This window comes from Myxococcus hansupus (genome assembly GCF_000280925.3).
GTDB lineage: Bacteria > Myxococcota > Myxococcia > Myxococcales > Myxococcaceae > Myxococcus > Myxococcus hansupus.
In genome coordinates this window covers 4,269,361-4,291,716 of the sequence record NZ_CP012109.1, presented here as the reverse complement: position 1 = coordinate 4,291,716, position 22,356 = coordinate 4,269,361, and the positions used below count along the sequence as shown (strand labels likewise).

General features: G+C 68.7%; 16 protein-coding genes and 3 tRNA genes. 14 read left to right on the top strand and 5 right to left on the bottom strand.

Features of this window, described 5'->3' with window-relative positions; genetic code table 11:
- Window positions 1–3: 3 nt before the first annotated feature.
- The 7 genes from A176_RS16220 (at window position 4) to rsmI (ending at window position 5,365) form a co-directional block, all read left to right on the top strand.
- A complete protein-coding gene (locus A176_RS16220; RefSeq protein WP_002640624.1) occupies window positions 4–291 on the top strand; it encodes a KH domain-containing protein in 288 nt (95 codons plus the stop codon).
- Complete coding sequence (gene rimM / locus A176_RS16215) at window positions 288–851, top strand: ribosome maturation factor RimM (protein WP_002640625.1); 564 nt, start codon at window positions 288–290, stop codon at window positions 849–851. Before A176_RS16220 ends, rimM begins: the two co-directional genes overlap by 4 nt.
- The gene (gene trmD, locus A176_RS16210) at window positions 848–1,591 is read left to right on the top strand and encodes a tRNA (guanosine(37)-N1)-methyltransferase TrmD (RefSeq protein ID WP_002640626.1); all 744 of its coding nucleotides are present in this window, start codon (window positions 848–850) and stop codon (window positions 1,589–1,591) included. The genes rimM and trmD overlap by 4 nt, the downstream gene beginning before the upstream one ends.
- 119 nt (window positions 1,592–1,710) lie before the next feature.
- Window positions 1,711–2,100: a 50S ribosomal protein L19 gene (gene rplS / locus A176_RS16205; RefSeq protein WP_002640627.1), complete on the top strand. Its 390-nt coding sequence runs from the start codon at window positions 1,711–1,713 to the stop codon at window positions 2,098–2,100.
- Between the two features lie 81 nt (window positions 2,101–2,181).
- Complete coding sequence (locus A176_RS16200) at window positions 2,182–4,089, top strand: ATP-binding protein (protein WP_002640628.1); 1,908 nt, start codon at window positions 2,182–2,184, stop codon at window positions 4,087–4,089.
- A gap of 52 nt (window positions 4,090–4,141) precedes the next feature.
- Entirely contained in the window at window positions 4,142–4,522 is a 381-nt protein-coding gene (locus tag A176_RS16195; protein WP_002640629.1) for a YraN family protein, read from the top strand.
- A gap of 12 nt (window positions 4,523–4,534) precedes the next feature.
- The gene (gene rsmI / locus A176_RS16190; protein WP_002640630.1) at window positions 4,535–5,365 is read left to right on the top strand and encodes a 16S rRNA (cytidine(1402)-2'-O)-methyltransferase; all 831 of its coding nucleotides are present in this window, start codon (window positions 4,535–4,537) and stop codon (window positions 5,363–5,365) included.
- Between the two features lie 44 nt (window positions 5,366–5,409).
- On the opposite strand, the gene A176_RS16185 is transcribed toward rsmI, so the two are convergent.
- From A176_RS16185 to A176_RS16165, 5 genes are all read right to left on the bottom strand, one after another.
- Entirely contained in the window at window positions 5,410–6,708 is a 1,299-nt protein-coding gene (locus A176_RS16185; RefSeq protein ID WP_002640631.1) for a hypothetical protein, read from the bottom strand.
- Window positions 6,709–6,804: 96 nt separating this feature from the next.
- Complete coding sequence (locus tag A176_RS16180) at window positions 6,805–7,776, bottom strand: peptidoglycan DD-metalloendopeptidase family protein (protein ID WP_002640632.1); 972 nt, start codon at window positions 7,774–7,776, stop codon at window positions 6,805–6,807.
- 143 nt (window positions 7,777–7,919) lie between these two features.
- Window positions 7,920–9,344, bottom strand: a complete 1,425-nt coding sequence (locus tag A176_RS16175) for a sigma-54-dependent transcriptional regulator (protein WP_002640633.1) — start codon at window positions 9,342–9,344, stop codon at window positions 7,920–7,922.
- A gap of 31 nt (window positions 9,345–9,375) precedes the next feature.
- A complete protein-coding gene (encA, locus tag A176_RS16170) occupies window positions 9,376–10,239 on the bottom strand; it encodes an encapsulin nanocompartment shell protein EncA (protein ID WP_002640634.1) in 864 nt (287 codons plus the stop codon).
- Window positions 10,240–10,283: 44 nt separating this feature from the next.
- Entirely contained in the window at window positions 10,284–10,769 is a 486-nt protein-coding gene (locus tag A176_RS16165; RefSeq protein WP_002640635.1) for a ferritin family protein, read from the bottom strand.
- Window positions 10,770–10,874: 105 nt separating this feature from the next.
- On the opposite strand from A176_RS16165, the gene murJ reads away from it, so the two are divergent.
- The 7 genes from murJ (at window position 10,875) to A176_RS16130 (ending at window position 22,324) form a co-directional block, all read left to right on the top strand.
- Window positions 10,875–12,563 (top strand): murein biosynthesis integral membrane protein MurJ, encoded by a 1,689-nt coding sequence (gene murJ, locus A176_RS16160; protein WP_044890427.1) that lies wholly within the window; start codon window positions 10,875–10,877, stop codon window positions 12,561–12,563.
- A gap of 272 nt (window positions 12,564–12,835) precedes the next feature.
- A complete protein-coding gene (locus A176_RS16155) occupies window positions 12,836–14,767 on the top strand; it encodes a S1 RNA-binding domain-containing protein (protein ID WP_044890480.1) in 1,932 nt (643 codons plus the stop codon).
- Between the two features lie 101 nt (window positions 14,768–14,868).
- Window positions 14,869–14,942, top strand: a tRNA-Met gene (locus tag A176_RS16150).
- Window positions 14,943–15,008: 66 nt separating this feature from the next.
- Window positions 15,009–15,082, top strand: a tRNA-Met gene (locus A176_RS16145).
- Window positions 15,083–15,148: 66 nt separating this feature from the next.
- Window positions 15,149–15,222, top strand: a tRNA-Met gene (locus tag A176_RS16140).
- A 184-nt stretch (window positions 15,223–15,406) separates the two neighbouring features.
- Complete coding sequence (locus tag A176_RS16135; protein ID WP_002639632.1) at window positions 15,407–16,351, top strand: aromatic alcohol reductase; 945 nt, start codon at window positions 15,407–15,409, stop codon at window positions 16,349–16,351.
- A 543-nt stretch (window positions 16,352–16,894) separates the two neighbouring features.
- On the top strand, window positions 16,895–22,324 hold the full coding sequence (locus A176_RS16130; RefSeq protein ID WP_476704359.1) for a myxosortase-dependent M36 family metallopeptidase: 5,430 nt from the start codon (window positions 16,895–16,897) through the stop codon (window positions 22,322–22,324).
- Window positions 22,325–22,356 lie beyond the last annotated feature (32 nt).

Sequence of the window (22,356 nt, the reverse complement as noted above, 5' to 3'; positions counted from 1 at the left end):
ATAGTGGACGTGGAGCAGCTTCTTACCTATCTGGCGCGGGCCCTGGTCGATCATCCTGACCAGGTCAGCCTGCGTTTGTCCGAGGCGGAAGGGGCCCGGCTCTATGAGCTGAAGGTCTCCGCCGAGGACGTCGGCAAGGTCATCGGACGTGATGGGCGCACCGTGAATGCCCTCCGGACGCTGCTCAACGCCGCCGCCCAGAAGTCCGGGCAGAAGGTGCGACTGGAGATCCTCGACGACCGGCGCAATGCGGCAGGCGCACCGGCGGCCGTTCCGGACTCCACGCAGTGAAGGCCAGCCCCTACCTCGAACTGGGCTACGTCGCGCGTGCGCATGGTTTGCGCGGTGAGGTGGCCATCCGCGCGTTGGACCCGTCCTCCGAGACGCTCGACACCGTCGAGCGCATCTTCGTGCGGACGCGCGCGGGCGAGGAGAAGTTGCTGCGCCTGGAAGGGCTGCGGCCCACGCCGAAGGAGGACATCGTGGTCCTCGAAGGCGTGGCGTCGCGCAACGACGCGGAGGCGCTCGTGGGCGCCAAGGTGTTCGTCTTCCGCGAGGACCTGGAGCCTCCCGCCGAGGGAGAGTTCTTCCAGGGGGACCTGGTGGGGCTCGAGGCGGTGGATGCCGCGGGCAACGCGCTGGGCCGCGTGGAGGAGATCTGGGCCACCGGCGAGGTCCCCAACCTGGTCATCCGGGCGCAGGGCCGTGACGAGCTGGTGGTGCCCTTCGCGGACGAGTTCGTGCCCTCGGTGGACATCGCCGCGGGGCGCATCGTGATCCAGCCTCCCGAGTACGTGGACACGGGCCGCAAGGGCGCCGAATCGGGTGGAGGCCCGGAGGACGCGGAATGAGCCCACCGTATCCGGTGGAGATCCTCACGCTGTTCCCCGGCATGGTGTCCGGCTACCTGGGGGCGAGCATCCTCGGGAAGGCCCAGGAGAAGGGTCTCCTCTCCGCCACCATCACCGACATCCGCGAGTACGCCGAGGGCAAGCACCGCGTCACCGACGACGCGCCCTACGGTGGTGGCGCCGGCATGGTGATGAAGCCCGAGCCGCTGGTTTCAGCGATCGAAGCGGCGAAGGGGCGGCTGCCGGGAGCCAGGGCGCTGCTCATGAGTCCGCGGGGGCCGGCCTTCACGCAGGCCACCGCGCGGGAGCTGGTGCGCCACGAGGCGGGCCTCATCCTGGTGTGCGGCCGCTATGAGGGTGTCGACGAGCGGGTGATGGCCCACCTCGATGGTGAGCTGTCCCTGGGAGACTTCGTCCTCACCGGCGGTGAGCTGGCCGCGATGACGGTGGTGGACGCGGTGGCGCGGCTGGTGCCCGGGGTGCTCGGCAACGTGGACTCGTCCGTCACCGAGAGCTTCGAGGAAGGCCTGCTGGAGCACCCGCAGTACACGCGCCCGCCTGTGTTCCGAGGGGTCGAGGTGCCCGCCGCCCTCCAGTCCGGCGACCACGCCCGGATTGCCCGGTGGCGCCGTTGGAAGTCATTGGTGCTTACTCAGGCACGCCGCCCGGACCTCTACGCCCGCGTGGAGTTGTCCAAGGCCGACCAGAAACTTCTGGCCCGCCGGGAGGAAGAGCTGTAACCCTGAGCGTTGCTAGCAGGTTGGATCATCAGGGCTTGTCCGACACCGCTCTCTCTGTTAGTACGGCCCGCTCTTTCACGCGACCATCGCGTCAGTTCAAAGTTTTTCCGGAGTTCGTCATGCGCCACGCCGCCATTCAGCACATCGAGGCCAAGTTCCTTCGCCAGGATGTCACCACGTTCAGCACCGGTGACTCCGTGCGCGTCCACTGGAAGGTCAAGGAGGGCGAGAAGGAGCGCGTGCAGGCGTTCGAGGGCATCGTCATCCGGAAGACGAAGGGCAGCCACCGCGCCACCTTCACGGTGCGCAAGCTCTCCTTCGGCGTCGGCGTGGAGCGCGTGTTCCCCCTGCACAGCCCCCGCTACGAGAAGATCGAGGTCCTGTCGCGCGGTGACGTGAACCGCAAGCGCCTGTTCTACCTCCGCGATCTGAAGGGCAAGGCCGCCCGCGTCGACGTGCTCGAGGAGCCGAACGCGAAGGCCTCCAAGAAGGCCGCCTCGGCCTCCTGAGCGCTTCCCGCGCTTTCGCAGTGAAAAGGAGCGTCCAATCCAGGACGCTCCTTTTTTCATTCGCGCTAACATGCGCGAGCCATGCAATTCGCCGAAGTCGCCGTCCAGAACGTCCGCGGTTTCTCCCCCGCGGGGCGCTTTGCCCTCAAGAGCGGGTACCTCGTCCTCAAGCCGCCCTCCGCGGAGATGAGCCCCCTGGCGGGGCTGTCCCTCGCGCTGCTGTTCGCGGATGGACGCGGTGGTGACGCCGCCTTCGTCGCTCCAGGCGCCAAGTCCGGCAAGGCCGCGCTGACGCTGGTGGGCGTGGACGGGGTGACGTACCGCGTGCTGCGCGAGCTGGGCGGCTCCGGGACGTTGCACCGGATGAACGCGTCCACGCAGCAGCCCGAGCTCGTGTCCTCGGATGCCTCGGAGATCAGCCAGTTCCTTCGTGGGCAGGTGGGCCTGCCGCCGCGGACCACCTTCGAGCAGGTGTACTGCCTGCAGATGGGCCAGCTCCCCTCGAAGCGTCCCCGGAAGGCCGCCGCGGCCGGTGCGGGGAAGCTGGACCCGAAGGCCTCCGGCAAGTTTCCCTCGCTGGCGTCGGCGTCCACGGTGCAGCCCGCCGAGGACATCCCCGCCGCGGAGGCGAAGCTGCGCGCCCTGGAGCAGGAGCTGGTGGCCGCCACGGAGGTGGACGGCCTCCAGTTCAAGGCCGACGGCGTGGCCTCGCAGATCTTCGACGCCGAACAGAAGCTGACGGGCACCCAGGGGTTGAAGGTGGCCATCAAGGAGGCGGAGGCCGCGTGGCGCGCCGCCCCCACGCCCGAGTCCCTGGGGCTCCCCCAGGACATCGTCAACCGCGTGAATCGCCACCCAAAGGCCATTGCCCGCCGGGACGATGCCCTGGCTCGGCTCAACGCCGACCGGGAGCTGGAGGAGGAGTCTCGTCCCGCGTCCGTGCCGCCGCTGACGCAGAGCGCGGGCTTCTGGGCGGGCCTGGGCGCGGGCGTGCTGTTCTTGGGCCTGGCCGTGGGCCTGGGCATCAGCGTCGACCGCGCTTTCCGTTACCTGGCGCTGCTCGACATCCCGGCCTTCGGCGTGGCCGCCTTCATCGCGCTTCGCTATGTGGATGATCTCCAGAAGGCGACGCAGCACGGCAGCAAGGAAGGCCGCTTCGAGAGCCGGGAGAAGAAGATCCTGGAAGAGTACGAAGCCGAGGCCGCGCCGCTGCGAATGGCCCAGAAGGCGCTCGAGGTGGAGGCGTTGGATGCCATCGCGCCCGCGTTGGAGCGCAAGGAGCTGCTCGCCGCCCGCGTCACGGAGCTGCAGGAGCAACTGCACGCCATCGAGGCGGATCCGGACTACATCGCGGCGGCCACGCAGATGAAGTCGCTCAAGGCGGAGCAGGAGTCTCTCAACGCGGAGCTGACCCAGAAGGGCAGCTACGTGCGTGACATCCGCGAGGTGGAGCGTGAGATCGGGCGCGTGAAGGAGTCCATCGTCCTGGCCAAGGCGCCGCCGGCTCCCGCCGCGCCCGGTCCGGATGGCGCCGCCGCGCCTGCCGAGCCGCTGGAGGATCCCTCCCCCGCGCTGCTGTCCCAGGCCGCGGATGTCTTCACCACGGACGTGGTGTCGGTGCAGGGGATGCTGAAGGAGCGGTGCGTCCAGTACCTCACCGCGCTCACGGACCGGCGCTACCAGGGCATCGAGTGGGATCGCGAGGGCCGGGCCTTCGCGCTGACCGCGGGCCGCCGGGTGCCCGTGGGCGAGCTGCCGGCGAAGGACCTGGACCTCTACTACCTGGCGCTGCGGATGACGGTCGTGGAGAAGGCGAGCGCCCGGGTGAAGCGTCCCTTCCTCCTGGAGGATGTCTTCTCTGGGATGGAGGAGGTGAAGCTGCCCCTCATCGCCCGGATGTTGAAGCACTTGGGCACGCTGACTCAGGTGCTGCACGTCACCTCGCACCCTGGCTTCGCGCAGATGTCGGACGGCCCCGTTAACGTCTGAGAGGTGAACGTGGCGGGTTGTCTCCGTTCAGGAGGCGCGCCGGGGAGGGTGGATGGGCGGGGCGGAGCCGCGGGAGCGGCGGGCGTATGGGGACGCGGGCGAGGAGGCGGCGGTCCGCTTCCTGGAGGCGCAGGGGTGGCGGGTCCGGCACCGTAACTGGACTTGCCGCTACGGAGAGCTGGACGTCGTGGTGGAGCGTGAGGACCTGGTGTGTTTCGTGGAGGTCCGGATGCGCTCCACGGCGACCTGGGGAGATCCGTCTCACAGCGTGTCCTTCGCGAAGCAGCGCCGGGTGGTGAAGGCGGCGCTGCGCTACCTGTTCGCGCATGAGCTGCAGGGGCGGATGCTTCGCTTCGACGTGATTTCAGTGGTGGGGCGCGGTGCGCACGCCACGGTGGAGCACATCCCTGGCGCCTTCGACGCGGGGATGTGAGAGGACGATGCCATGGCTGGAACGCTCTATCTGGTGGCGACGCCCATCGGGAACCTGGGGGACGTCACGACGCGCGCGCTGGAGACGCTGCGCGCCGTGCGCTTCATCGCGTGCGAGGACACCCGGCACTCGCGGGTGCTGCTCGACCACTTCGGCATTGGTGGGAAGGACCTGGTGAGCCTGCCCGCCTTCGCGGAGGGGCAGCGCGCCGGGCGCATCCTCGACCGCATCGCCGAAGGCGACGACTGCGCGCTCGTCACGGACGCGGGCAGTCCCGCCATCAGCGACCCGGGCGAGAAGCTGGTGGCCGAGGCGTTGGAGCGGGGGCTGAACGTGGTGCCCATCCCGGGGCCCACCGCGCTGGTGGCGGCGCTGAGCGCCTCGGGCTTGCCCACGGGCCGTTTCCACTTCCTCGGCTTCGTCCCGCGCAAAGGCGCCGAGCGCCGGGCCATGCTGGAGGAGGTCGCGCAGCTTTCCGCCACGCTGGTGCTCTATGAGTCGCCGCGTCGGCTCGCGGAGACGCTGCCGGACCTGCTCGAGGTGTGGGGGGACCGTCGCGCCTGCGTGGCCCGGGAGCTGACGAAGCTGCACGAGGAGTTCGCCCGGGGCACCTTGTCCGAGCTCGCGGCGCGCTACGCGACCGAAGAGGCCCGCGGCGAGGTGGTGCTCCTGGTGGAGGGCCGCACCGGCGAAACGCGCTGGTCCGAAGAGGAGCTGCGCCGGGCCTTGGAGGAGGGACTCGGGCGCGGCGAGAAGCTCAAGGCGCTGAGCACCGAGCTGGCCCGCCGTGCGGGGTGGGCCGGTCAGGACGTCTACCGGCTCGGGTTGTCGCTGAAGCGCTGACGTTCGACTGGGGGCGCCGTGACGGGCGCCCCCCTTTCGCCGCGCTAGAAGCTGAACGTGGCGCTGAGGTCGAAGCGGAACGTGGTGCTCTCCACCGCGCGGAAGCGGCGGGACACCAGGTCGTAGCGCCAGTCGAAGTTGGGGTTCAGCTCGGGGGAACCCGGGGACAGGTCCACGGCGCCGTCACCATTCACGTCACGGCCGGGCTCCTCGGCGGTGATGGCGTGGTTGGTGTTGTAGAGGAACGTCCCCGACGCGCGAATCTGGAAGGCCTGAGAAGCGTTCGCGGTGACGCCCAGCATGCCACCCACCTGGAAGTAGTCCTCGGAGGTGAGCAGCTTGCGGAGGGCCGCGCTGAGCTCGTTGTAGTACCGGCCGCTGCCCACGTAGTTGCCGATGCCGCGCACGTCCAGGGCGAAGCGCTGGGACTTGGCGGGGCGGTTGAAGGGCACCAGCTCCACGCCGAAGAGCATGCCCGCCTGGTGCGGGGCGTTGATGCCCGTCTCCTTGCGGTCCCACGGGCCCGTGAAGCAGTTGGCGGGGGCGCCCAGGTTGTCTGGGTTGTCCGCGGCCTGCGCGCAGTTGGAGTAGGCGCCGGGGCCTCGCACGGGGATGGTGTAGTGCGCCTTGAAGTACGGCTCCGCCGCCCCCATGCGCCGCGAGAAGGCCGTGTAGAGCTGGTACTTGTGGACGCGGTCACCGATGTTGCCGCGGCTGTCCGAGTTCGTCGTGTCCGCGGCCGCGTCGCGCAGCTTCGCGGTGGGGGCCTCGTACTCCAGGCCGACAATCCAGGTGGGCTTCGTCTCGTCCTTCTCCTGGTTGAAGAAGGCGTAGGCCAAGCCGAAGCGCATGTTGCCCAGGCCGCCGCGGAAGCTCTCCTGCGGGACGTCGAACAGGGCGGTGGGCGGCGCGGAGCCGCTCAGACAGCCCGGAATGACGGAGCCGTTGGCGTTCATGCAGTTGTTGGTGATGGTGGACGTCTCCGGCGACGAGTTGGACGTGAAGTCCCAACGCTCGTTCTGGGAGAAGACCAGGGGCAGGGCGAAGGAGAACTCCAGGTCCCGGTAGAGGCCGACGGAGAGCTCCAGGTTGAGCCGGGCGTCCACGCCCTTGTACCAGAGCTCCGCGGCGTCCACGCGGCCCGAGCTACCGCTCCCCGCGGGGGCCAGTTGTTCGCGGACGATCTTCGCGCGGTTCTGCGTGCGCTCGAAGCCGACGTCGATGAAGAGATCGAACGGATCGTTCTCCTCGAGCGACGACGCGATGCGGGTGATGTCCGCCGCGCTGGCGGCGAGCGGCGCGCCCAGCGTCAGCGCGGCAAGTACGGCGCGAAGCCTGTGCATCCGACCTCCGACGGCGAATCACCCGGGCCTTCCGGCAAGCCCGGGGGGCTTCCAGCTAGCCGCGCCGTCGAAGGAGTGTCAAGAATCGGGTGGCTTTTACTTACCGGCCACCACGGAGGTGCTCAGCAGGCCGTCCATGCGGCGCATCTCCGCCTCGAAGCCGGACCGCTGCTGCGTGGCCAGGGAGCGGCGGTAGGTCTTGTGCTGCTCATAGGGGTCCAGCACCCGGTCATCGTGCGTCATGAGCTGGTAGTGCAGGTGGGGAGCGAAGCTGCGGCCGGTGTTGCCGCTCTTCGCAATCACCTGGCCCACCGTGAATCGCGAGCCCGCCTTCACGTTCTTGTCCACCTCGTCCAGATGGAGGAACAGGGCGCGGCGCCCCTTGCCGCCCGTTTCGACCAGCTCGATGCAGTTGCCGTTGCCGCTGAAGTTCCAGTTCTTGCGCTTCACCACGCCGCTGAAGGGCGCCTTGATGGGCGTCCCCACCGGGGTGCGGAAGTCCACGCCCTTGTGCTTCCGGCCATCGCGGAGCAGGGACGTCACCTGCTCGTAATTGTCGATGGGCGAGCGCTCCAGGCGCAGCTCCAGCTCGTCGCCGCTGGCGAGGTAGTAGCGGGCGTTGGGCTCACCGTCGGCCTGGTAGCGGTACGCGGCCAGCGTCTTGCCCAGCTTCGCGCTGGTGAAGCGCACCGCGTGCACCAGGGGCTCCTCGTTGACGCGGCGCTGGAAGAGCACCTCCAGCGTGTCTCCGCGGAGGATTTCGCCGGGGACGGACACCCACCACACCAGCGTGCGCGTCACCACCTGCGCCAGGGCCGGGCCCACGTCCGCGCCCGCGGAGTTGACGAGCGCCGTCTCCAGGGGGCCGTTGATGCTCACGGACACGCGCTCCATGCCCGCGGCCTTCACCGGGTCGGTGGGGACGGGGGCCGGCGTGGGCGCGGTGACGACGGCGGTGGCGTCCGGCGCGGTGGCGGGCGCCTGGGCCGCGGCCTCTTCCGTGGCCTGGGCCATCCGCTGCTTCCACCACCAGACGCCTCCCGCGGCACCGCCGAGGATGAGCGACACGGCGGCCACGGCTCCGATAGGACTGCGTTTCGGAGGGGCACCGAGGGTGGGAAGGTTCGGCCGCATGCAAGCTCCCTGAATTGGATTGGGTGGGCGGGCCCGAAACCGACGTGCGCGAGACGGAATTCCGCCTCTTCGCCGGTCTACTCGTCCGGGCCGTCTTCCTGCCCGTCGGGGGTGGTGTCACGCAAGCCAAACTCCTTCATCTTCGTCTGGAGCGACTTGCGGCTGATTTGAAGGAGCCGGGCGGCGCGGGTGACATTGCCGCCGGTCTCCTCGAGCTTCTTCACGATGAGGTCCCGCTCGAGCTCCGCGGCCTTCATCCGGACGATGTCCTTGAGGCCCACCTCGCCCGCAGGAACCTCCAAGGACGCCACCGCGGTGGCCAGATTGGCGCTCGCCTGAACGCTCGCTCCTTGGCGGACCGGCTCTGGCAGGTCCTTGGCGGTGATGAGCGGGCCGTCCGCGAACAGGAGCACGCGCTCGATGAGGTTCTCCAGCTCGCGGATGTTCCCGGGCCACGCGTAGCCCTGGAGCAGGACCATGGCGTCGTCGGCGATGCCTTCGATCTTCTTGTTGAGGCGCCGGTTGTACTTCTCCACGAAGTGCCGGGCGAGCATCGGGATGTCGCTGCGGCGCTCGCGTAGGGCGGGCAGGGAGATGGGCACCACCGCCAGCCGGTAGTACAGGTCCTTGCGGAAGCGGCCGGCTTCGATCTCCGCCTGCAGGTCCCGGTTGGTGGCGGCCACCAGGCGCACGTCCACGCGGGTCGTCTTGATGCCGCCCACGCGCTCGAACTCACCTTCCTGGAGCGCGCGCAGCAGCTTCACCTGCATCTCGACGGGAATCTCGCCAATCTCGTCGAGGAAGAGGGTGCCCTCGTCGGCGAGCTCGAAGCGGCCCGGCTTGGACGTGACGGCGCCGGTGAAGGCGCCGCGCTCGTAGCCGAAGAGCTCGCTCTCCAGCAGCGTGTCTGGAATGGCGGCGCAGTTGATCTTGATGAACGGCTTGTCGCGGCGGCTGGAGGCGCCGTGCAGCGCGGTGGCGATGAGCTCCTTGCCGGTGCCGCTCTCGCCGGTGATGAGCACCGTGGACGGCGTGTCCGCCACCTTGTCGATGATTTTGTAGACGTCTTGAATCGACGCGGAGTCGCCGATGATGGCGGCGCGCGCCTTCACGTCCGGGCGCACGGAGCGGCGGGCGCTCTCGTTCGTCTTCGCGGCCTTGGCGACGACGGAGGACAGCTCCGCCTGGTCGAAGGGCTTGGTGATGTAGTCGAACGCGCCCGCCTTGATGGCGTCCACGGCCGAATCCACCGTGCCGTGCGCGGTGATGATGATGACGGGGACGTCCGGGTTGGCGGCCCGGATGGTGCCGAGCACCTCCATGCCGCCCACCTTGGGCATCACCAGGTCCGTCACCACGATGTCCGCGCCGTTCTTGTGGAACTCGGCGAGCCCTTGCTCGCCGTTCTCCGCCACGGTGACGTCAAAACCGTCCCGGCGCAGCATCGCGGCGAGCACCTTGCGGAGGTTCGCCTCGTCGTCGATGACCAGGACCTTGGCCATGATGTCCGTCGCGTCCGAGTCCCGTGAGGGACTAACGGGGGTTCGCGGCGCCCGCGCCCTCCAGCGTGCAGATGGCGTCCGGGTGCTTGATGCGCAGCAGCAGCGCCTCCAGCACGCGGAACGGGTGGTTCATCCGCGAGGCGCCCAGGTACGCGGCGACCATGTCCATGGACACGGCGAGGTCCATGTTCTCCCGGCCGGTGGACACCACCACGCCGGAGTCACCGCGCAGGCGGTTGGACTGGTAGACGCCGTCCGACGCGAGCTGGCGGATGGTCTCGATTTCGAGCACGCCCGTCTTCTCGTAGATGCGGTGAAGCTGCGAGTACAGGCGGGGCGACAGCACGACGGCGTAGGGACCGAAGTGGCCCTGCTCGTTGAGCTTGCGCGTGGCCTCGACGATGGCCTGGAATCCGCCACCCGGCGACGTCCACTCACCCAGCGGCACGGTGAGCCGGCCGTTGGCCGTCATCAGGCCCTCGTAGCCCAGGCGCACGTCGCCGTAGAAGATGAGCTCGTCTTCCTGCTGCGCGCACAGGGCCGCGGCGCCGGCCGCGGCGGACACGTCCAGCGGCATGTTGTGCGTGCGGGCCGCCTCGATGTCGCGCCAGTGGAGGAGGAAGTCCTTGTAGATGATGGGGATGGTCTTGAACTTGCGAGCATCGGTGAAGACCATCGCGGTCTCCTGCTCGCCGACGATGTCCACCGCGCCGGGCGACACGCCCTGGAACTCGTCGTAAGGCACCGTCTGCACCCCGGCGCCCAGCGGACCGTAGATGTCCAGGATGCGGCGGCCCACCAGCGAGCGCCGGGCCACCTGGATGACGGTCTCGTTCAGACGCGCCCACTCCTCCTCGCGGAGCGGGTTCTCGGCATGTCCAAGGAAGTCAGGCATGAAATGGGGCTCCAGAGGCATCGACAAGGAAAGGGAAGGGGACTTCAGCGACCGCTACCAGAACCACCGCCGCCCCGGCGGAGCGACCCGACCGTGAGCGGATGGGATTCCGCGGAAGGGGGCGGCGCGGGGAGCCCGTACACCAGCCGCTGCGGCGGCAGGGAGGTGGGCGGCTCGGAGGGGAGGCGGCCGTGGCGGCCGTTGACGGAGAAGGACGGCGCGTCGGGGCCGGGCACGTGGACCGCGGCGGGCGCGGGCACGCTGCTGGCCGAGGACGTCTCGAAGTGTCCGGGGACGAAGGGCTTGGCGAAGTGGTCGTTCTGACCACTGTCCAACATGCGCAGCATGTGGACGGCTTCGGAGACGTGCTCCTTCTCCTCGGCGGCCAGGTGCTGGAAGAACGCGCGGACCTCGGGATGAGACGAGGCGCGGGCATAGGCCTCGTACTCATTGATGGTTTCCAGCTCGCGTGCCAGCACGAGGCGGATGCGCGCCACGTCGTCCAGGTCGCTGTCGGAAGGGCTGGCCATTGGATCGGACCCTTGCAATCTGGAGGGTTCGCCGTCAAGCGAAACAGCGGGTCCGGGTTTCGGGCTTCATGACACCGAACGGCCCGCGTATTGTCCGCGCCTCTCGTGACCACGACCTCGCCCGAGTCTCCGCCCCCGCCGGTTGCGCCCCCCCGACCCGAGCGCTCAGCAGGCGGCGCGGCGTTGGTCGCCACGGGAATTCTCGCCTCGCGCCTGATGGGCCTGGTTCGCGAGCGCGTCTTCGCCCACTACCTTGGCAACGCGGAGGCCGCGGCCGTCTTCAAGGCGGCGCTGCGCATTCCCAACTTCCTGCAGAACCTGTTCGGAGAGGGCGTCCTCTCCGGCTCGTTCATCCCCGTCTACGCGCAGCTCTTGGGCCGCAAGGACGACGAGGCGGCGGACCGCGTCGCGGGCGCTGTCTTCGGCATCCTCTCCCTGGCCACGGCGGTGGTCGTTGCTTTGGGGATGCTGTTCACGCCGTTCCTGGTGGATGCCATCGCGCCGGGCTTCCAGGGCCACGAGCGCGAGCTGGCCATCCATCTGGTGCGCATCCTCTTCCCCGGCACGGGCATGCTCGTGCTGAGCGCCTGGTGCCTGGGCATCCTCAACAGCCACCGGCGCTTCCTGCTCTCCTACCTGGCGCCGGTCGTCTGGAACCTGGTCATCATCGCCGCGCTGGTGGCCGCCGGAGGGCGCTACGCCGAAGAGCCCCTGGTGGAGGTGTTGGCGTACGCCGTGGTGCTGGGCAGCTTCCTCCAGTTCGCGGTGCAGGTGCCGTCCGTCCTGAAGCTGCTCGGGCGCTTCCGCCCCTCGCTGTCCCTGGCGGCGGAGCCCGTGCGCCAGGTGCTCAAGAACTTCGGTCCCGTGGTGTTGGGGCGCGGCGTGGTCCAGTTCAGCGCCTGGGTGGACACGGCCTTCGCGTCCCTCATCTCCAACCGCGCGCTGTCCTCCCTGATGTACGCGCAGACCCTCTACCTCATCCCAGTGAGCCTCTTCGGCATGGCGGTGTCGGCCGCGGAGCTGCCGGAGATGTCGCGGGCCACCGGTGAGGGGGCCGACGTGGCCGCGAAGCTGCGCCAGCGCATCGACGGGGGCGCGCGTCGCATCTGCTTCTGGGTGGTGCCCTCGGCGGCGGCGTTCCTCTTCCTCGGAGACATGGTGGCGGCGGCGCTGCTGCAAACAGGGCGCTTCGACGCGGCGGACTCGCGCTATCTCTGGTACCTGCTGATGGGCGCGGCGTTGGGGCTCGTGGCCTCCACGGTGGGGCGGCTCTACGCCTCCGCGTTCTACGCGCTCAAGGACCCGAAGACGCCGCTGCGCTTCGCGGTGGTGCGGGTCCTGGTGGGCACCGCGGGGGCGTGGGTGCTGGGCCTTCGGCTGCCGGGCTGGCTCGGGCTGCCGGAGCATCTGGGCGCCCTAGGGCTCACGCTGGCCAGCGGCCTGGTGGCATGGCTGGAGGCGGGCTTGCTGCGCCGCAAGCTGGTGAAGCAGTTGGGCCCGGTGGGCGTTCCGAGCGGCTTGCTGCCCCGGCTGTGGGGCGCGGCGGTCGTGGCCGGCGGGGTGGCGTTGGGCATCAAGTTGGGGCTGACGTCCGTACTGGGGCCCATGCCCGGGGTGGCGGCGGAGTGGGGGGGGCAATTCCTGGTGCCGCCGCGTCTGCACCCCGTCCTGGGGTTCGTCGCGGTGGCCCTTCCGTTCGGCGTCGTTTATTTTGGACTGACGGCGGCGCTGGGCATCCCGGAGGCCGGCACGATGTTGCGCAAGGTGGGGCGGAAGCTTCGTTTGGTCCGCTAACCCCGTGGGATTGCTCGGCTCCTTGCCGGGCTGACAGGGACTCCTTGGCGCAGCAAGTATCGGCCGGGGATGGGTTGACGCGCTGCCTCCGTTATGAACGGACCGTCGGCGTGAACGGCGCGTGCGTCATCTGGCTTCCTCCGGACAAGGCGCGCGTGTAAAGTCCGCCGCCTTTTTCACCGGGGCCCGGCTTCTCGGGAAGCCAGGGTCGAATTCGCTTCAGGAAGGTCTCGGCAGTGAGCGACGAGAAGAACGGTTCCAATTCTGGCGGGATGGGTCCCAAGAAGCCGAAGGCCACCTTCGGGGACGTGATGCTCGGTATCCCCTCAGGGGGGAGCCGCAGCGAGGGAGGTCGAGGCGAGCAACGGGGTGGCGGCGGCCGGGGCGGCGAGCGCGGCGGTGGCCGTGGCGAGCGTGATGCTCAGCCACGTCCCTCGGGCAGCGCGCCGCGCGAGGATCGCGGTCCCCGTGGCGGGGGCGATCGTCGCGGTGGCGGCGAGCGCCGCGGCCAGGGCCCCATGGTCGTCGTGAAGCGGGCGACGGGCGCCATCGAGACGCGGGGCCCGGTGGGTGACGCGCCCGCCGATGCGACCGCGACGTCCGAGGAGACCTCCGCCGCCGCTGAGGCTTCCGCCGCGACGCCGGCGCCCTCGCCGCGCCCGGTGACGCCGACGCCCGCGCCGACCAGCGCGCTGTACGAAGAGGTCCCCGAGTCCCAGTCCTTCGCCGAGATGTTCGAGGCGCAGGCCAAGGAGGGGGGCACGCCCAGCCGCAAGGGCCTGCGCGTGGGCGAGAAGGTCCGCGGCACCATCTTCCAGCTCGGCGCGGACACCGCGTTCGTGTCCGTGGAAGGCGCGGCCAAGAGCGAGGCGATGATCGAGCTTCGCGAGCTGAAGGACGACGAGGGCATCCTGCGCTTCGGCGTGGGTGACACCATCGACGCGCACGTGGTGGAGGTGGGCGCCAAGGGCATCCTGCTCAGCCGCGCGCTCGCCAAGGGCAGCGCCAACCTGGCCCTGCTGGCCGAGGCTCGCGCCTCCGGCATGCCCGTCGAGGGCCTGGTGCTGAGTGTGAACAAGGGCGGTGTGGAGGTCGCCATCGGCGACATCCGCGCGTTCTGCCCCATCAGCCAGCTCGACCTGCGCTACGTGGAGAAGCCGGACCAGTTCATCGGCGAGAAGCTCCAGTTCCGCGTCAGCGAGGTCCGTGAGCGCAACGTGGTGCTGTCGCGCCGCGCGCTGCTGGAGGACGAGCAGCGTCAGCTCGCCGCGGAGACGCGCAAGAACCTGGCCCAGGGCAAGATCGTCAAGGGCAAGGTCACCGGCGTGCGCGACTTCGGCGTGTTCGTGGACCTGGGAGGCGTGGAGGGAATGATCCCCGTCTCCGAGCTTTCGTACACGCGCGTGGGGCACCCCAGCGACGTGGTGAAGGTCGGTGACGAGGTCGAGGTCGAGATCCTCCGCATGGAGGCCGGCCAGCCCAACTCGCCGGACAAGTCCAAGCAGAAGGAGCGCATCACGCTGTCCATGCGCTCGCGCCAGGAGGATCCGTTCCAGAAGGCGCTCTCCGAGATCAACGAAGGCGACCGGCTCCAGGGCAAGGTGGTCCGCCTGCAGCAGTTCGGCGCCTTCGTGGAGCTGCGTCCGGGCGTGGATGGCCTCGTGCACATCTCCGCGCTGAGCGACCGCCGCATCGCACACCCGCGCGACGTGGTGCAGGAGGGCGAGGTCATCTGGGTGTCGGTGGAGAAGATCGACACGCAGGAGAAGCGCATCGGTCTGCGCCGCATCTCCGAGGAAGAGGCGCAGCGTCCTCCCGAGGAGCGCGCGTCCGCCGCCGCCGCGCCGGCCCAGCCGGCCGCGCCCCGTCCCAAGGTGGGGCAGGTCGTCATGGGCAAGGTGGACCGCATCGAGCCCTACGGCGTGTTCCTCGCGTTCCCGGGCGGCAAGGGTCTGCTCCCCGCGAGCGAGACGGGCACCGAGCGTGGCACCGACCTGCGCAAGCACTACTCGCTGGGCCAGGAGGTGAAGGTGGCCATCCTGGACATCGACGCGTCGGGCAAGATCCGTCTGTCCGTCACCGCCGCCATCCGCGCCGAGGAGCGCGCGGAGGTGGAGGCCTGGCAGAAGACGCAGCAGCCGCAGGGCGCTGGCAAGAAGGGCTTCGGCACCTTCGCGGATCTGCTCAGCAAGGCGCGGAAGTAATTCTCTTTCTCCAGCGCTGACTTCGTTGAAGCGAGCAGCGCTGGAGAAAGGTGTTGACGGTACAGGCAGCGGGCGGTACTTACCGCCCCGCCTCTCTCTGCCGCGGGGTGGAGCAGCCTGGTAGCTCGTCGGGCTCATAACCCGAAGGTCGCAGGTTCAAATCCTGCCCCCGCAACTTGTTGCACCTCGAAGGTTGATTGGAATCACAGTCAAGCTTCGAGACGTTGAGCTGGAAACATGACGCGGGGTGGAGCAGCCTGGTAGCTCGTCGGGCTCATAACCCGAAGGTCGCAGGTTCAAATCCTGCCCCCGCAACTTGTTGCACCTCGAAGGTTGATTGGAATCACAGTCAAGCTTCGAGACGTTGAGCTGGAAACATGACGCGGGGTGGAGCAGCCTGGTAGCTCGTCGGGCTCATAACCCGAAGGTCGCAGGTTCAAATCCTGCCCCCGCAACTCGGATCGGCCCGGTCATCCACTTGGATGGCCGGGCCGATTGCTTTTGGGCGTCCTGGCGTTCGGTGCGCTTCGCCTCACGGCGGGTCAGCGTCCAGCCAAGCGGCGAATGTTGGCAAGTGAAGGCGTACCCGGCACCACGGTCCATCTTCCCCGTAGGGGATTACCCCCATCGGAGGCGGCCATGGACACCGACATCGTGCATGTCTTGCTGGTGGGAGGCACGGGACGTTTCGGAGGAAAGCTGGCGTCGGCGCTGTTGTCCCGGCCCGGCATCCACCTCCACGTGCTGGTGCGTCCGGGAACACGCGGCGAATCGCTGGCGAGGCTCGCGGAACACGGCGTGACGCTGGTGAGTGGAACGCTGGATGACATGCGTTCGCTGGACTCGGCGTTGGAAGGGGTGGACGCGGTGGTCTCCGCTGTGCGGGGGCCTCCCGACGTGTTCGTGGACGGCCAGCTTCGGTTGCTGGACTCGGCGCGCCGACACGGCGTGCTGCGCTTCATCCCGTCCGACTACGCGCTGGACTCCACCGACCCGGAGGCGGGGAGCGCCTTCATGGCCGCGCATCGACGCGTCGCGGACGCGGTGGTTCGCAGCGGCGTGCCGTACAGCTTCGTGCTGTGTGGTGCGTTCATGGAAGCGGCCTTGTCACCGCAGTCGCAGGTGTTCGACTTCGAGCGGGGGCTGGTTTCCTTCTGGGGCACGGGGGATGAGCCCTTCGACGTGACGGCCATGGGCGACGCCGCGCGCTGGGTCGCGGACGTGGTGGTGGATCCTCGTGCGGTGGGGCGGAGACTCGAGTTCGTCGGTGACGTGGTGACGGTGAACGAAGTGGCCTCGCTCTACGAGGAACTCACCGGGCAACGCCTGCGGCGCGTGCGCAGGGGGAGCGTCGAGGCGCTGCGCTGTCACCTCGCGCGTCCACGTCCGGCGGGCACTCCCGTGGACACGTCCTCTTCCGCGCTGAGTCTGCTCGCGCAACTCGCGGGGAAGGGAAGGTTGCACGAGCCTTCCAACAGCCAATATCCACGGCATCGCCCCATGTCCGTGCGCGCGTTCCTCCAGGCGGGTTGGATGCCTCGCGCGCCCACGCGCGGGGAGTTCTCCGTCGAGCGCTTGCCGTAGATTTCGCGGCGGTGCGCTTCACGCGCGCGGGTTCAGCGAGTCTCGGCGGCGGTGCGGCGCGGCGGATCGCACGCGAGGAGCGCGCACTCCGTCGCGGGCGCGCAGTGTCCATCGCAGCAGCGCAAGTGGCCCCACGGGCACGCTTTTCCCTCGGACGCGGGCTGGTTCGCGGCAGGCCTGGGAGGCTGAGGACTCTCCGAGTCTCCAGCACCACCATGCGTGTGTTGCGCGGACCCGGGTGAGGCTTCACCCGAGTCGATGACGGCCTGGGGTGGGGTGGATGGGCGGATTTCGGTGCTCCGGCACCCCAGGGCGCCGGCCATCAGCCCTGCTGCTGCCATCCCCAAGGCCAACGCGCGGCGAAAACCCGTGAGCATGGCTCCATTCGCACTAACGCAACCTGCCGTAACTACGGAATTCTGCGCTCCGTTGGAAAAAAATCTCATGTCGCCTTTTAACTTACATCCGTTCGGGCACTAATCTCTCGACCAGGTGACAATCTGTCACTTGGTCGCTTCCTCTTCGTGACTGGGTGTTCTGGCGATGGGGCCGGAATCTTCTACTCAGGCTGTAAGTGGGGCGGCCACCCCCGTTGTCGTAAAGATGGAGTTTCCCCACGTGAGAAGGTTGGTTGCCACTCTGTCCGGGCTTGCCCTGGTATTGTCGGGTACCAGTGCCGTCGCTCGGACTTTGCCGAACTACGATGCACTCCAGGACGCGAAGCCCGCGGGTCGTGCCGCTGCGGGATTCAAGCCGGTCAACAGCAGCCTCAAGGGGGCGCGGATCGCCCACAAGGACGCTCTGACCGATTCTCCGACGTTCGTCTGGACTCACCGGACGGCGGAACAGACGAAGCTTCGCGCCGAATACGCGAAGATGGCGCCCGCCAAGGCGGCGATGGCGCAGTTGTCCGCACACGCGCCTCTCTACGGCCTGCGCTCCTTCGAGACCGCTGGCGCGACGGTCACCAACGTCAGCGCCAACAAGCAGGGCGTCAAGATCGTGACGCTGTCGCAGAAGACCTCCGGTATCGAGGTCTTCCGCCAGTCGCTCAACGTCCTGCTCAACAAGCACAACGAGATCGTTGCCATCTCCGGTAACCTCTCGAAGCACGCGTCCGCCGAGATGCCGAAGTCGAAGGCGCGCTTCCAGGTTCCCGCGACCGAGGCGATCGCCGCGGCGTACAAGGACCTGACCGGCACCGCGATCGACGGCAGCCTGCTCAGCCGCGTGAGCGCGTCCTCGAAGAGCGATACGTACTCGCACTACACGCTGGCGAGCTATGCGCGTCCTCTCGGTGAGGAGCTGCGCATTCCCGCGCGCGTGAAGCAGGTGTACTTCCCCCTGCCGTCGAAGCTGGTCCCCGCGTACTACGTGGAACTCTACACGGGCCGCGCGGACAGCCGGAACTCGGACTACTTCGCGTACGTCATCTCCGCCACGGACGGTCAGTTGCTGATGCGCAACGACCTGACGGCGCACGCGGAGTTCGGCTACCGCGTCTGGGCGGACACCACGCCTCCGTACACGCCGCACGACGGCCCCCACGGCAACGTTGGTACGCCGTACCCGGCCAACGCCCCCAACGGCTACGTGTCGCCGTACATCCCGTCCACGCTGATCACCCTCCAGAACGTTCCGTTCAGCCAGAATGACCCCTGGCTGCCGGATGGCGCGACGGTGACCCGCGGTAACAACGTGGACGCCTACGCGGACCTCGTGGCTCCGGATGGCTTCGGGCCGGGCGACCGCCGCCCCGCCGTGACGGCCCCGGGCGTGTTCGATCGGAGCATCGACTTCGGCATCCAGCCGAACGCGAATGCTGACCAGATCGACGCGGCGACGACGAGCCTGTTCTACCTGAACAACTGGCTCCACGACTGGTACTACGACGCCGGCTTCGACGAGGCCTCCGGTAACGCCCAGGCCAGCAACTTCGGTCGTGGCGGTCTCGGCAACGACGTGCTCCTCGCGCAGGCGCAGGACCACGAGGGTACCGACAACGCCAACATGCGGACGCCGGCCGACGGTGCCTCGCCCCGCATGCAGATGTTCCTGTTCTCCGGTACGCGCAACTCGCGCGTGACGGCGAACGCTCCGGCGGAAGTCGCGGGTGACTACCAGGGTGGTATCTCCACCACGTTCGGTCCCCAGACCTTCAACGCGACCGGTAACGTGGTGGCGGCGATCGACGCGGCCAACACCAACGGCCCGACGGACCGCGACGGCTGCACCGCGCTGACCAACGCGGCCGAGGTCGCTGGCAACATCGCGGTCATCGACCGTGGTAGCTGCGACTTCACCATCAAGGTGCTCAACGCGCAGAACGCGGGCGCCATCGGCGTCATCATCCACGACAACGTCGCGGGTCCGACGATCGACATGGGCGGCACGCCTGCCTCGCCGATCAACATCCCGGCGCTCCGCGTGAACCTGGACGACGGCAACCGGCTGCGTTCGGCCATCCCGGGCCTGAACGTCACGCTGTACCGTGGCGCGACGCAGTGGATCGACGGCACCCTCGACAACGCCATCGTGGCGCACGAGTGGGGTCACTACATCAGCAACCGCCTCATCGGTAACTCCTCCGGTCTGGTCAACAACCAGGGCCGTGGCATGGGCGAGGGCTGGGGTGACTTCACCGCCCTGCTGATGATGGTTCGCGCCGAGGACATCAACGTCCCGACCAACGCGAACTGGAACGGCGCCTACGCCGCCGCTGCCTACGCCACGCGCGCGGACGCGGACTCCGAGTGGTTCGGTATCCGCCGCACGACGTACTCGTCGGACACGAGCAAGAACGGCCTGTTCTACCGTCACATCATGGACGGCGTGGCGCTGCCCACGGGCGTTCCGTTCTTCAGCAACGGCGCGGTCAACTCCCAGGTCCACAACTCCGGCGAGGTGTGGGCGACGATGCTGTGGGAGTGCTACACGTCGCTGCTCCGCGCGCACCCGTTCCAGGATGCGCAGGACCGGATGAAGAACTACCTGGTCAACGCGTACAAGCTGACCCCGTCGGCTCCGACGTTCCTGGAGGCGCGTGACGCCGTCATCGCGGCGGCCTACGCCAACGATCCGGCGGACGCCGAGCGTTTCTGGGCGGCCTTCGCCAAGCGCGGCGCGGGCGTCGGCGCTCAGGCTCCGGACCGTTACTCCACGAACCACGCGGGCGTGGTCGAGAGCTACGGCTACGGCTCCGCCATCCAGTTCGTGTCTGCCGAGTTCTTCGACGACATCGAGGGCACCACGTGTGACCGCGACGGCGTCCTGGACAACGGCGAGACGGGCCGCATCGAGATCACCGTTCGCAACGTCGGCGCCACCACGGCGAACGGCGCCAGCGCGACGCTGTTCTCGACGACCCCCGGCATCCAGTTGGGCAACGGTGGTGGTGGAGTCTTCCCGTCCATCCCCGTGTTCTCCGAGGCGAAGATCTCCGTCCCCGTGTCCATCCATGGAGCGGCCCCGTTCTCCGAGGCCAACTTCTCCATCGCGGTGCGTGACGACGGTCAGGCGATCCCGGGCGACATCATCAACGCCCTGACGCTCATCACGAACTTCGACGAGGCCGAGCAGGTCACGAACATCGAGGACGTCGAGGTGACCCCGTCCAAGCTGCCTTGGACGACGGACTACGACGAGGCGCTGACCCCGGACGTCTGGGGCGTGGTCCAGTTGACCGAGACCAACCGCACGTTCTACGCCGAGGACCTGGGCTCCTACTCTGACATCCGGCTCATCACGCCGGAGCTGAACGTCAGCGCGACTGAGCCCTTCGTGCTGAACTTCCTGCACGCGTACGACCTCGAAGGTGACCCGGTCTTCGGTTACTACGACGGTGCCACCGTCGAAATCACCGAGGACGGCGGCAACACGTGGGTGGACATCGGTGGTCCGATCCACAACGCCACGCTGGAGAACTACACCGGCAACCGGAACCCCCTGGCGGGCCGCCCCGCGCTGTCCGGCTACAACGAGGAGTTCCCGGGCCTCATCCCCGCGTCCATCAACCTGGGCACGGCGTACGCCGGCAAGACGGTGCAGATCCGCTTCCGCATCGGTACCGACGAGAGCTTCGGCGCCACGGGCTGGCTGCTGGATGACCTCGAGTTCACCGGCATCACCAACACCCCGTTCGCCGCGATCGTCCCCGAGGACGGCATCTGCGTGAACCGCGCTCCCGCGGTCAACGCTGGCGCGGACGTGTCGGCGGCGGCCCGTAGCCAGGTCAGCCTGACCGGTACGGCCACCGACCCGGATGGCGACGCCCTGACCTACGCCTGGGCGCAGACGGCGGGCCCCGCGGTTTCGCTGACGGGTGCCGACACCCTGACGCTGTCCTTCACGGCGCCGCAGGTCACCGAGTCCACCACCCTGACGTTCACCCTGACCGCCTCCGATGGCACCAACTCGTCCACCGACTCGGTGAACGTGACGGTGTCGCCGGCCAACCGTGCGCCGACCGTGAACGCGGGCATCGACGCCACGGCCGCGGAGCGTTCCGAGGTCACGCTGAGCGGCTCCGCCAGCGACGAGGACGGCGACGCCCTCACGTACCTCTGGACGCAGGTCTCCGGTACGCCGGTGGCGCTGAAGGACTACACCTCGCCGACGGCCACGTTCGTCGCGCCCGAGGTCACCCTGGATGAGCAGCTCGTCTTCCGTCTGACGGTCAGCGATGGCGTTGCCAGCGCGAACGACACCGTCACGGTGACGATCACCAACGTGAACCGCGCGCCCGTTGTCACGGATACCTCCGTGGCCTTCGCGGCGGGTGTTGTCACGGTGTCCGCGTCCGCCCTGGACCCGGACGGTGACGCGCTGACCTATAGCTGGGCGCAGTCGGCTGGCGCGCCGGTCAGCATCAACGGTGCGGACACGGCCTCCATCACCTTCGCCACGCCTGCCGCGGGCTCGTACGAGTTCACCGTGACGGCGTCTGACGGCACGGCCTCTGCCTCCAAGGCGGTCGCGGTGACCATCATCTCCGGCGGTGGCGGTGGTGATCCGACCAACACGCCTCCGACCGTGAACGCGGGTGTGGATGGCACGGCGAGCGCCGGCGACATTGTCACGCTCAGCGGCTCGGCGAGCGATGCCGAGGGTGACCCGCTCACCTACTCGTGGCAGCAGATTGGTGGCACCCCGGTGTCGCTGTCTGATGCTTCCTCGCTGTCCACCACGTTCGTCGCGCCGGGTACGGCCAACGGCGACACGCTGGCCTTCCTCCTGACGGTCAGCGACGGCAACTCGACGGTCAGCGACGTCGTGCGCATCATCGTGGCGGCGGACCCGGGCACGGCTCCGGGCAACACCGCTCCGGTCGTGAGCGCGGGTGCTCCTGCCACCGTTACCGCCGGCTCCACCGTGACCCTCAACGGCACGGCGACCGACGCGGATGGCGATGCACTCATCAGCACCTGGACGCAGATCGGCGGCCCCGCCGTTGAGCTGTCTGACGCCTCCTCGCTGACGCCGACGTTCACGGCGCCGGCCACCACCGAGGCGCTGTCCTTCCTGCTGCTGGTCACCGACGGCACGGCCACGGTTCAGGCCGTGACCACCGTCATCGTCACCGAGGAGAACGTCGCCCCCGTGGCGGCGGCTCGCGCGGTGGTCTCTGGCAACCAGACGTCGGCCACGCTCGACGGCTCGGCTTCCAGCGACGCCAACGGCGACGCGCTGACCTACCGCTGGACGCAGACCGCCGGTCCGACGGCCACCATCAGCGGCGCCGACCAGGCCGTTGCGGTTGCCAACCTGCCTGACCTGAAGGGCAAGACGGAGAACTTCTCCTTCCGCCTGACGGTCACGGACGCGCACGGCGCCGAGCACACCACCACCGTTCAGTTCTCCGCCCGCAACGGCGAGGACGAGGGTGGCGGCTGCTCCGCGACGGGCGCGGGCGCTCCGGCCGGCATGATCGGCCTGGCGCTGCTCGGCCTGCTGCGCCGCCGTCGTCAGAACTAAGACGGGCGGGTCCTCCTCCTGCCATCGGGTGG